The organism is Saccharopolyspora terrae (assembly GCF_004348435.1).
Classification (GTDB): domain Bacteria; phylum Actinomycetota; class Actinomycetes; order Mycobacteriales; family Pseudonocardiaceae; genus Saccharopolyspora; species Saccharopolyspora endophytica.
The window spans coordinates 84,931-96,228 of the sequence record NZ_SMKS01000016.1; the positions used below are offsets into that span (position 1 = coordinate 84,931).

Below are 11,298 nucleotides of genomic sequence, written 5' to 3' on the forward strand. Positions count from 1 at the left end.
GCGCGATCAGGCCGACTCGTCGCCCTGGCGCGCGTTGCGCTGCACCACGGCCGCTCCGATGCCGATCGCCGCGGCGACGGGCCACTCGATGACGCTCAGCGCCGCCGCGGCCGTCAGCCCGGTGTAGAACAGCAGCTGGTCGCGGGAGGGGAGCGCTCCGCGCACGGCGGTCACCGTCGAGGCGACCTCGTTGCGTCCGGGGATCTCGGGAAGCGGGATGTGCGTGGTGTGCAGCTGCGCGGTCACGTACGGCACGGGGATCGACGCACCTGATGAGGTCGCGGGCTGCTGCGACGTCGACTCGGTGCGCGCTGGCGTCTTGGCCGTCGAGGACGTCTTCGTGGTCGAGGACGCCGACGAGCGTCCCTGCTTCGACGTCGGCCGCCTCCGGCTTCGCTGCGCGGATCCGGTGCTGGTGGTGGGCATGGCGACGACCTCCTAGCGGAAGCGACAACCAGTCAATGCTACGACGAACGGAGCATGGATGTCGGATGAACGGCCCAGCTGGAGCCGTCTCGGTCGATCAGGCCGCGAAGGCGTCGTCGCGCACGGCGGAGCGGTAGCGCTGTGCCACGAGGTCGATCACCGCCGGGTGGACGCCGATCGGATCGGCGACCCCGGCGACCGGGAGTTCGGCGAGACGGCGGTGGAACAGCCCCGGTGCCAGCAGGTAGGGCGCGATGAAATCGCCCGGGCCGCACACCGCTTCGGTCGCCGGGCTCGCCGTGGTGATGTAGCTGGGCGTGAGCCACTGCCCGCAGCGCCGACCCAGCAGCCGGGCGGCGGTGCGCACGTCCGACAGCGCGCGCTCGTCGGAGGAGCCCGCAGCCGAGAACAGCACGCGGTCGCCCGGCCGCCACCCGGCCGCGCGCAGCCGGTCCCGCAGCGCTTCGGTGATCTCCGGTGCCGGGCCCAGCGGCTCGGTGATCGTCACGTCCTCGCGACCGGTGGCCTCGATCTGCTCGGGCAGGTCGACGCGCACGTGGTAACCGGCCGCCAGGAACGCGGGCAGCGCCACGACCGGACCGGGGACGGACGCCAGCGCTTCGGCCACGGTCGGGCCGATCACGTCGACGTAGCCGACGCGCACCGGCACGTCCAGGCGCGCCGAAGTGGCCTCGGCCAGCTGCTCGACCACCCTCGGGCCTCCGGGGTCGCGGGTTCCGTGGGCGACCAGCAGCAACGGCGGGTTCACAGGGGATCGGCGCATCGCGGGGAGTCCCTCATCGGTTCCAGCGGAAGTCGGTATCCGCGTTTGATCACGGTCTGCACCAGCTGCGGCGTGCCCAGCGCCGAGCGCAGCCGGGCCACGGCCTGCTCGACCGCGTGCTCGTCGGCGGCCCCTCCGGCGCAGTGCAGCGCCTCGGCCAGCGCGCGCCGCGAGACCACTCGGCCCGGTCGTTCGGCCAACGCCCGCAGCAGCGTTGTGCCCTGCGGGGACAGCTGTTTGACCTCGCCGTCGAGGATGGCGGCGTGCCCGCGCAGCTGGAGGTCGTGCCCGGCCACCGGCAGCGTCGGCGAACGCATCGGCAGCGTCTCGCACAGCGCGCGCACCAGCGCGCCGATGCGGAAGCGCTCCGGGATCACCGCCGCCACGCCGTGATCGGCCAGCGGCGCGTGCGTCACCGGACCCACGCAGGCCGCCAGCACCGGTCCGCGCAGAGCGGTCAGCAGCTCCTCGCGGCAGCCGCGCTCGGCGGCCAGCGACAGCAGGCTCGCCGCCGCGGGGGCGCTGGTGAAGGTCACCGCGTCGATCTGCTGCGCGCACACCGCGGACAGCAGGTTCTCCAGCGCGGTGATGTCGGCCGGCGCCGTCCACCGGTACACCGGGACCTCGATGACCTTCGCCCCCGCGCACTCCAGCGCCTCGACGAAGTCCGGCAGCGGCTGGCCGTGCAGCTGCACCGCGATCCGCGAGCCCTCCAGCGGTCCGCCGAGCAGGTTCTCCAGGAGTTCCGCTGAGGACTCCGAGCCCGGTGACCACGGGTCGGGCAGCCCGGCCGCCCGCACCGCGCCACGCGCCTTCGGGCCGCGGGCCAGCAGCCGCGCCGGGGCCAGCGCCGCCAGCAGCTCGGTGCCCACGCCCCAGCCGTCGGCGGCTTCCACCCAGCCGCGGAACCCGATGCCCGTGGTGGCGACCACGGCATCGGGCGGCTGGGCGATGCAGGCGTCGGTGACCCGCCGCAGTTCGGTGTCGTCGGACAGCGGCAGGATCCGCAGCGCCGGGCCGTGCACGACCCGGGCGCCGCGTCGTTCGAGCAGGGTGCCGAGCTCCTCCGCCCGCCTGGCCGCGGTGACGGCGACGGTGTACCCGGTGAGTTCTTCGCTCAAGGGAGCGCGACCTCCACGAACGCCTCGCGCCGCCGCACCGGGAACACCGGCAGCCGCGTGCCGGGATCGTCCAGGCACTGACCGGTGCGCAGCGAGAACACCTGCTTGAGCATCGGCGAGGCCACGGTGGGCTCACCCGCCCGGTCACCGACGATGCCGCGGCTGATCACCCCGGCCCCGCAGTACGGGTCGACGTTGCCCACCGCGAACAGCTGGTCGTCGTGCGTGCGGAACACCGCCACCGGGTGGTCGCCGACGAGCACCGGGACGCCGTATTCGGGCAGCAGCAGGTCGATGTCGCAGATCTGGTGCCAGTTCACGAGTGCACCTCCTGGGTGTGGGTTCCGATCGAGGGCATCGGCAGGACGACCGGGCCCGGTCGGACCTGACCGCGCTCGGAGATGAAGCGGATGGTGGGGTCCGGGGCGTCCGGAGCGTTGACGAAGGACACGAACCGGGAGAGCTTGCCCGGGTCGGCGAGCACCCCCGCCCACTCGTCGGAGTAGGTGTCGACGTGGCGCCGCATCGCGGCTTCCAGCTCGTCGGCGATGCCGAGGGAGTCCTCGACGATGACCTCCTTGAGGTGCTCCAGGCCGCCGTCGAGCGATTCCACCCACGCCGAGGTGCGCTGCAACCGGTCGGCGGTGCGCACGTAGAACATCAGGAACCGGTCGATGAGCTGGATCAACCGCTCGTCGTCGAGATCGGCGGCCAGCAGTTCGGCGTGGCGCGGGGTGAACCCGCCGTTGCCGCCGACGTAGAGGTTCCAGCCCTTGTCGGTGGCGATGACGCCGAAGTCCTTGCCGCGCGCCTCGGCGCACTCGCGGGCGCAGCCCGACACCGCCGACTTGAGCTTGTGCGGTGAGCGCAGGCCCCGGTAGCGCAGCTCCAACCGGATCGCCATGCTCACCGAGTCCTGCACGCCGTAGCGGCACCAGTCGTTGCCGACGCAGGACTTCACCGTCCGCAGCGCCTTGCCGTAGGCGTGGCCGGATTCGAAACCGGCGTCCACCAGCCGCTTCCAGACCTCGGGAAGCTGCTCGACCCGCGCGCCGAACAGGTCGATGCGCTGGCCGCCGGTGATCTTGGTGTAGAGGCCGAACTCCTTGGCCACCTCACCGAGCACGATCAGCTTGTCCGGGGTGATCTCGCCACCGGGGATGCGCGGCACCACCGAGTAGGTCCCGTTGCGCTGGATGTTGGCCAGGAACCGGTCGTTGGTGTCCTGGAGCGCGGCCTGCTCGCCTTCGAGGATGTGACCGTTGCCGAGGCTGGCCAGGATCGAGGCGACCGCGGGCTTGCAGATGTCGCAGCCGCGCCCGGACCCGTGCTTGGTGATCAGCTCGGAGAACGAGCCGATGCCGGTGGCCTGCGCGATCTCGAACAGCTCCGCCCGCGACTGGCCGAAGTGCTCGCACAGCGCCTTGGAGGTCGCCACGCCGCACTCGCCCAGCAGCGTCTTGAGCATCGGCACGCACGACCCGCAGCTGGTGCCCGCCTTGGTGCAGGACTTGACCTCGGCGACGTCGGACAGGCCGTGCTCGGCGATGGCGCAGGTGATCTGGCCCTTGGTGACGTTGTTGCAGGAGCAGACCGTGGCGTCGTCGGGCAGCGCACCGGAGTCCACACCGGACCCGGCGGGCAGCAGCAGCTGCTCGGGCGGTGCGGGCAGCTCCCGATCCACCAGCGGCCGCAGCACCGCGTAGGCGCCGGCGTCTCCGACCAGCACACCGCCCAGCAGCACGCGGGCGTCGTCGGAGAGCACCAGCTTGGCGTAGGTGCCCGCCGCGTTGTTGGCGTAGACGACCTCCAGCGCGCCCTCGGTGGTGCCGTGGGCGTCACCGAAGCTGGCCACGTCGACGCCGAGGAGCTTGAGCTTGGTCGACATGTCGGCACCGGGGAAGGTTCCCTCGCCCAGCTCCAGGAGCTGTTCGGCGACCCCCTCGGCCATGGCGTAGCCGGGAGCGACCAAGCCGTAGCAGCGGCCCTCGACCGCCGCGCACTCACCGATGGCCCACACCCCGTCGACGGTGGTGCGGCAGGCCTCGTCGACCAGGAAACCTCCGCGCTCGCCGCGCGCCGCCCCGGCGACCTCGGCGAGCTCGTCGCGGGGGCGAACCCCCGCTGAGAACACGACCAGGTCGGTGTCGATGACGGTGCCGTCGGCGAGCGAGACGCCGGTGACGTGCTCCTCGCCGTCGATCGACGCGGTGGCGGCTCCGGCGTGGACGGTCAGGCCCAGCTCCTCGACGAGACCGCGCAGCACCTGCCCGCCGCCCTCGTCGACCTGCAGCGGCATCAGCCTCGGGGCCATCTCCACCACGTGCGGGCGCATCCCCAGCAGCCGCAACGCGTTCGCCGCCTCCAGGCCCAGCAGGCCGCCGCCGATGACCACGCCGTCGCGGCCCTCGGTGGCCGCATCGCGGATCGCGTCCAGGTCCTCGATGGTGCGGTAGACGAACGTGCCGGGAAGTTCGTGACCGGGCACCGGCGGCACGAACGGCCTCGACCCGGTCGCCAGCACAAGCGCGTCGTAGGTCAACGACTCGCCGTCGGCCAGCGTCACCGCGCGGGCGCCGGTGTCGATACCGGTCACCGCGGTGTTCAGGCGCAGCTCGACCATCGGGTCGTCGACGAGGTCCTGGCCGGTCAGGCTGAGGTCCTCGGCGCTCTTGCCGTCCAGGTAGGACGACAGCGCCACCCGGTCGTAGGCGGGTCGGGGCTCCTCGCCGAGCACGACGATCCGCCAGGTGTTGGCCTCATCGCGTTCGCGGAGCGTGTCAACGAGCCGGTGGCCGACCATCCCGTGGCCGACGACGACGAGCGTGCGGGTCATGCCGCGCCCTCCCTCTCTGTTTCGATGCGATCCGCCAAGGAGCTGCACAGCCGGCCGACGTCGTCGACGCAGCCACCGCAGCCGGTGGTCGCCCGCGTTGCCCTGGCCAGCTCGGCGACCGTGCGGGCACCGGCGTGCCAGGCGCTGATCAGGGACTTCTTGGTGACGTTGTTGCAGCGGCACAGCACCGCGTCCTCGGGCAGCTCCACCGGTGCGCCCGGCACCGCGGGCGGGGTGCCCAGCAGCAGCGACAGCCGGTCGGCCGGCATCGGCAGGGCGCGGTCGTGCAGCTGGCCGATCGCGGCGATCGCGGCCGGGAAGCCCAGCAGGACCGCGCCGGAGATCCGCCCGGAGTGCAGCGCGAGCTTGGCGTAGCGGCCGCGCGCGGGGTCCGAGAGCGTGACGATCTCGGCATCGCCGGAGCTCAAGGCGCGCACCGATCCGACCGAGGCCAGGTCGATGCCGCGCGCCTTCAGCCGCGAGACCACCGGCGTCCCGCCGTAGGTGGCCTCGCGCCCGGTCAGGTGCGCGGCCAGCACCTCGGCCTGCTCCCACGCCGAGGCCACCAGACCGGGTGTGGTGCCGCGGTGCTCGGCGCAGTCGCCGATGGCGTGGACGTGCGGGTCGCTGGTGCGCAGCCGGTCATCGACGACCACGCCGCGGTTGACCGACACCCCGGCGCGTTGCGCGAGCGCCACCTCCGGCCACACCCCGGTGCAGGCCACGACCAGTTCGGCGGGCGCCTCGGAACCGTCGCCGAGCAGCAGCGTCCCGGATCGGTAGGAGGCGGCCTTCACACCGGTCCGGACGTCGACGCCGAGCGCGCGCAGTCGTTCGGCCAGCATCCGGCCGCCGGCCTCGTCGAGCTGGCGGTCCATCAGGTGCGGCTCGCGGTGCACCAGCGTCACCTGACGGCCGCGGGCCAGCAGCGCCCGCGCGGTCTCGACCCCGAGCACCCCGCCGCCGAGCACCGCGACCGGGCCCGCCGAGGCGTCCAGGCGAGCGCAGTCGGCGAGGGTGCGCAGCGCGGTGAGCCGGTCGGCGCCCAATCCGAGGATCTCGGGCACCAGCGGCCGGGAACCCGTGGCCAGCACCAGCGCGTCGTAGCCGAACTCGCGGCCGTCGGCGGTGCGCACCGAGCGCTGCGCGCGATCCACGTCGGTCACCGCCGCGCCCTGGTGCACCTCGGCGTCGAGATCCGGCAGGGTCACCGCGGCTGCCGGCAGCGAACCGTCGAGGACCGAGCCGAGCAGCACCCGGTTGTAAGCGCTGCGCTCCTCGGCACCGAGCACGGTGATCGGGCCGTCGTGGCCCAGCGCGCGCAGCCGCTCGACCAGCCGGTGGGAGGCAGGGCCGTTGCCGACCACGACCACCCGCCCGGCGACGCGGTTGAGGGTCAGCGCGGTGCTCATGGCGCCACCACCTCCCGGTGGGGTTCGATCCGCACCGCGCTGACCTTGAACTCCGGCATCCGGCTGCGCGGGTCCAGCGCGTCGCCGGTGAGCAGGTTGGCGCGCCCGTCGCCGGGGAAGTGGAACGGCAGGAACACCGTGTCGGTGCGCATCGTCGGCACCAGCCGCACCGCGGCGATCGTGCTGCCGCGCGACGAGGAGACCCTGGCCAACTCTCCTCCGGCGAGCCCGGCGCGAGCGGCGGTGTCGGGGTGGACCTCGACGAACACCTCGGGCGCGGCGTCGTTGAGCTCGGCGACCCGGCGGGTCTGCGCGCCGGACTGGTACTGCGCCAGCACCCGCCCGGTGGTGGCGGTCAGCGGGAACTCCTCCGCCGGGACGTCCCCGGCGTCGCGGTGCTCCACCGCTGCGAACCTCGCCCGGCCGTCGGCGTGGGCGAACCCGTCGAGGAACAGCCGCGGCGTGCCGGGGTGCTCGCCGTCCGGGCACGGCCAGTGCAGCGCCTCACCGGCGTCGAGACGCTGGTAGCTGATGCCGGAGTAGTCGGCCTTGCCACCGGCCGAAGCGCGGCGCAGCTCGTCGAAAGCCTCGCGCGCGGTGGTGGGGTAGCGGTGGCCGGGCTCGCCCAGCCGGGTCGCGATGCCGTGCAGCACCTCCAGGTCGCTGCGCGCGTGACCGGGTGGCACCTGCAACCGGCGGCGCCGCAGGACGCGGCCCTCCAGGTTGGTCATGGTGCCCTCCTCCTCGGCCCACTGGGTCACCGGCAGCACCACGTCGGCCAGCTCGGTGGTCTCGGAGGGGACGAAGTCGGCCACCACCAGCAGGTCCAGGGACTTCAACCGGGACACGACGTGCTCGGCGCGCGGCGCCGACACGGCCGGGTTGGAGCCGAAGACCAGCAGCGCGCGCGGGCCGTCCGTGGTGCCCAGCGCGTCGAGCAGCTCGTAGGCCGAGCGGCCCGGACCGGGCAGCACCTCCGGCAGCACGCCCCAGACCTCGGCGACGTGCTCGCGCGCGGCCTGATCGGTGATCACCCGGTAGCCGGGCAGCTGGTCGGCCTTCTGCCCGTGCTCCCGGCCGCCCTGGCCGTTGCCCTGGCCGGTCAGGCACCCGTAGCCGGCACCCGCCCGCCCCGGAAGTCCCAGCGCCAGCGCGAGGTTGATGAACCCGGAGACGGTGTCCACGCCCTTGCTGTGCTGCTCGGCGCCCCGGCCGGTGAGCACGTAGGCGCTGCCCGCCTCGGCGAGCATCCGCACCGCCCGGCGCTGCTCGGACACCGGGACGCCGGTGACGCGCTCGACCCGCTCCGGCCACCAGGGCATCGCGCGCTGCCACGCGGCGTCGAAGCCCTGGGTGCGCTCGCGGATGAACTCGGTGTCGCTGAACCCGTCGGTCACCGCGATGTGCAGCAGTCCCAGCGCCAGCGCGAGATCCGTGCCCGGCAGCGGCTGCAGGTGCAGCGCCGCCTGCTCCGCCGTGGCCGTCCTGCGCGGATCGATGACGATCAGCTCCGGCGAGCGCAGGTGCTGCATCAGCGGCGGCATCGTCTCCGCCGGGTTCGCCCCGGCCAGCAGCACGACGTCCGCGCCACCGAGATCGGTCACCGGGAACGGCAGCCCCCGGTCCAGCCCGAACGCCGCCGTCCCGGCCGCCGCGGCCGAGGACATGCAGAACCGGCCGTTGTAGTCGATCTGGCTCGTGCCCAGCGCCAGCCGCGCGAACTTGCCCAGCAAGTAGGCCTTCTCGTTGGTCAGCCCGCCGCCGCCGAACACCCCGACCGCGTCCGGACCGGACTCGGCCCGAATGGCGTGGAGGCGCGCGGCGATGGTATCCAGCGCGGTCTCCCAGGACACCGGGACCAGCTCGCCGTCGCGTCGCAGCAGCGGGTGGCGCAGCCGGTCGGCGACGTCCAGCAGCGCCGGAGCGGTCCACCCCTTCTGGCACAGCCCGCCGCGGTTGACCGGGAAGTCCGTGGGCCGCACCGAAACCCCGCGCCGCTCGCGCGTGAGCCGGGTGCCGCACTGCAGGGCGCAGTACGGGCAGTGGGTGGCCACGGTGCGAACCTCAGGCACGGCCGGCCTCCGCGGTCCGCTTCTCCGGCGTTCGCACCGGGGTCTGCCCGGGCTTGAGCGAACCCCGCAGGTACACCGCCCAGGTCACCAGGACGCACACCACGTAGTAGGCGAGGAACACCGCCAGCGCCGCGTCACCGCTGGCCGACGCGCCGCCGTAGGAGGCGCGGAAGGCCAGGTTGATGCCCACCCCGCCGAGCGCGCCGATCGCCCCGGCGATGCCGATGACAGCACCGGAGAGGCGCCGCGCTTTGGCGAAGGCGGCCACGGCCTCGCGGCCGGAGGTGACCTCGTCCTCGGCCTCGGCGGCGTAGACGGCCGGAATCATCTTGTAGGTCGAGCCGTTGCCGAGGCCGGTCAGCAGGAACAGCGCGATGAACGCCGTGACGTACAGCGCGAACGAGCCCTGCGCCGAGGCCACCAGCAGCACCGCGACCCCGCCGGCCATCAGCACGAAGTTCCACGCCGTCACCCGCGCCCCGCCGATCCGGTCGGCCAGCCAGCCGCCCAGCGGTCGCGACAGCGAACCCATCAGCGGGCCGAGGAACGTCCAGCTCGCCGCCTGCAACGGGGTGAAGCCGAACTCGGTCTGCAGCACCAGCCCGAAGGCGAAGCTGTAGCCGATGAACGAGCCGAAGGTGCCCACGTACAAGAAGGAGATCCACCAGGTGTGCCTGCTGCTGCACGCCTCCAGCAGCGCGCCCGGCTTGGCCTTGATGGCGTCGACGTTGTCCATGAACAGCGCCGCGCACACCGCCGACACCGCGATCAGCGGCAGGTAGATCGCCGCCACGTACGACGGATGCGCGTTGCCCGCGAAGGCGATCACCAGCAGCCCGACCACCTGGATGGTGGCGACACCGATGTTGCCGCCACCGGCGTTGAGCCCCAGCGCCCAGCCCTGCAACCGCTGCGGGAAGAAGATCGTGATGTTGGTCATCGACGAGGCGAAGTTGCCGCCGCCCACACCGGCCGTGGCACCGATGAGCATGAACACCCACAGCGGAGTTCCGGGCTGCTGGACGAAGTGGAAGGCCAGTCCGGCGGGCACCAGCAGCGCCACCGAGCTGAAGATCGTCCAGTTGCGGCCGCCGAAGCGGGTCACCGCGGCGGCGTAGGGCAGCCGCAGCACCGCGCCCACCAGGTTCGGCGTGATCACCAGCAGGAACTTCTCGGAGGCGCTGAACGGCAGGCCGATGTCCGGGCCCATGAACAGCACCAGGACCGACCAGATGCTCCAGATGGAGAAGCCGATGTGCTCGGAGATGATCGAGAAGATCAGGTTCCGGCGTGCGACGTGCTTGCCGGTGGATTCCCAGAGGTCCTCGTTCTCGGGGTCCCAGCCCTCGATCCAGCGGCCTCTCGGGGCCCGTGCGTTCGTGGTCAACGCGGCTCCTCTCAACGGGTTGCTCCGAAGGTAGGAACCGGCTGTTTCCCCGGTGATTGCCGCGCGTTACCGCCAGGAAAAACGGTCTTCACATGATCGCTGCGCCCCCGGTCAGACGGCCGTGACCGGCAACACACAGCAGCCCGGTGCCCCGCCGGCGACTCCGTCCGTGGCACCTTGTGGAGGTGACGGAACGAGCCTCGGAGGCCGACGACAGCGCGACCTGGCAGCGCGCTCGCGAACTCTTCGGCGCCGCCCGGCGCATCACCGCGCTCACCGGCGCGGGCGTGTCCACCGCATCCGGCATTCCCGATTTCCGGGGCCCGGACGGGGTCTGGACCCGCAACCCGCAGGCCGCCCGGCTCAGCGACATCGACAGCTACCTCGCCGACGAGGACGTCCGCGCGCAGGCGTGGCGCGCCCGCGCCGAGAACCCCGCCTGGCACGCCGAACCCAACGCCGCGCACCGGGCCTTCGTCGACCTCGACGCCTCCGGGCGCCTGGGCGCCCTGCTGACCCAGAACATCGACGAGCTGCACCAGCGCGCGGGTCTGGCCCGCGACCGGGTGCTGGAACTGCACGGCACCATGCGCCGCACGGTGTGCGTGCACTGCGGTGCCACGGGCGCCATGACCGACGCCCTGCAGCGCGTCGCCGAGGGCGAGCGGGACCCGGACTGCCGCTCGTGCGGCGGCATCCTCAAGTCGGCGACCGTGTTCTTCGGCCAGGCGCTGGACGCCGACGTGCTGCGGGAGGCCAGGCGCGCGTCGCTGGACTGCGACCTGTTCGTCGCCGCCGGCACGTCGTTGAGCGTCTACCCGGCGGCGGCCTTCGCGGAGCTCGCGGCCAAGGCCGGGGCGAAGCTGATCATCTGCAACGCCGAGCCCACCCCGTACGACGAGATCGCCGACGCAGTCCTGCGCGGCCCGCTCACCGAGGTGCTGCCCGCTCTCGCGGCCGCGCCGCTGATCGACTCCGCCGAGCCGCTGCGGACTTGGGGAGATCCCACCACGTGGGAACAGTTGTGACACGAGTGGTTGACGTTGCAAGCGAAACGCCCGTTTCGCGTGGTGTGCCTGGGGCACGAGTGTCAAACTCCGGCTAATTGTGACTCCGTTCGGCCTAAGTTTCGGTACCGAACGGGTGCATCTGCTGGAGGTGAAGGGTGTTGTCGACGACGAGAGGCGCACGCAGGATCGGCGTGCTGGTGCTGCTGTGCGCGGTCGGCCTGGCACCCGCCGGCACCGGCGTGGCCGTCCC

General features: G+C 72.7%; 10 protein-coding genes. 2 read left to right on the forward strand and 8 right to left on the reverse strand.

Features of this window, described 5'->3' with window-relative positions; genetic code table 11:
• Window positions 1-6: 6 nt before the first annotated feature.
• Window positions 7-255, reverse strand: coding sequence for a hypothetical protein (locus E1181_RS12460; RefSeq protein WP_235876712.1), 249 nt, complete (start codon window positions 253-255; stop codon window positions 7-9).
• A 49-nt stretch (window positions 256-304) separates the two neighbouring features.
• Between E1181_RS12460 and E1181_RS31430 the strand changes: the two genes are divergently transcribed.
• Window positions 305-442, forward strand: a complete 138-nt coding sequence (locus E1181_RS31430; RefSeq protein ID WP_165944596.1) for a hypothetical protein — start codon at window positions 305-307, stop codon at window positions 440-442.
• Between the two features lie 81 nt (window positions 443-523).
• Here E1181_RS31430 and E1181_RS12465 read toward each other — a convergent pair whose 3' ends face one another.
• From E1181_RS12465 to E1181_RS12495, 7 genes are read right to left on the reverse strand one after another with little or no spacing between them, the layout of a single operon-like run.
• On the reverse strand, window positions 524-1,210 hold the full coding sequence (locus E1181_RS12465) for a sirohydrochlorin chelatase (protein ID WP_132674238.1): 687 nt from the start codon (window positions 1,208-1,210) through the stop codon (window positions 524-526).
• Entirely contained in the window at window positions 1,192-2,331 is a 1,140-nt protein-coding gene (locus E1181_RS12470) for a uroporphyrinogen-III synthase (RefSeq protein ID WP_132674240.1), read from the reverse strand. The genes E1181_RS12465 and E1181_RS12470 overlap by 19 nt, the downstream gene beginning before the upstream one ends.
• Complete coding sequence (gene nirD, locus E1181_RS12475; RefSeq protein WP_132674242.1) at window positions 2,328-2,651, reverse strand: nitrite reductase small subunit NirD; 324 nt, start codon at window positions 2,649-2,651, stop codon at window positions 2,328-2,330. The genes E1181_RS12470 and nirD overlap by 4 nt, the downstream gene beginning before the upstream one ends.
• Window positions 2,648-5,167, reverse strand: a complete 2,520-nt coding sequence (nirB, locus tag E1181_RS12480) for a nitrite reductase large subunit NirB (protein WP_132674244.1) — start codon at window positions 5,165-5,167, stop codon at window positions 2,648-2,650. The genes nirD and nirB overlap by 4 nt, the downstream gene beginning before the upstream one ends.
• On the reverse strand, window positions 5,164-6,579 hold the full coding sequence (locus tag E1181_RS12485; RefSeq protein WP_132674246.1) for an FAD-dependent oxidoreductase: 1,416 nt from the start codon (window positions 6,577-6,579) through the stop codon (window positions 5,164-5,166). Before E1181_RS12485 ends, nirB begins: the two co-directional genes overlap by 4 nt.
• Window positions 6,576-8,651: a molybdopterin oxidoreductase family protein gene (locus E1181_RS12490; RefSeq protein ID WP_132674248.1), complete on the reverse strand. Its 2,076-nt coding sequence runs from the start codon at window positions 8,649-8,651 to the stop codon at window positions 6,576-6,578. The genes E1181_RS12485 and E1181_RS12490 overlap by 4 nt, the downstream gene beginning before the upstream one ends.
• Window positions 8,644-10,038 (reverse strand): nitrate/nitrite transporter, encoded by a 1,395-nt coding sequence (locus E1181_RS12495; RefSeq protein ID WP_132674250.1) that lies wholly within the window; start codon window positions 10,036-10,038, stop codon window positions 8,644-8,646. The genes E1181_RS12490 and E1181_RS12495 overlap by 8 nt, the downstream gene beginning before the upstream one ends.
• A gap of 185 nt (window positions 10,039-10,223) precedes the next feature.
• Between E1181_RS12495 and E1181_RS12500 the strand changes: the two genes are divergently transcribed.
• Window positions 10,224-11,066: an SIR2 family NAD-dependent protein deacylase gene (locus E1181_RS12500; RefSeq protein ID WP_132674252.1), complete on the forward strand. Its 843-nt coding sequence runs from the start codon at window positions 10,224-10,226 to the stop codon at window positions 11,064-11,066.
• The last annotated feature ends 232 nt before the right edge of the window (window positions 11,067-11,298 follow it).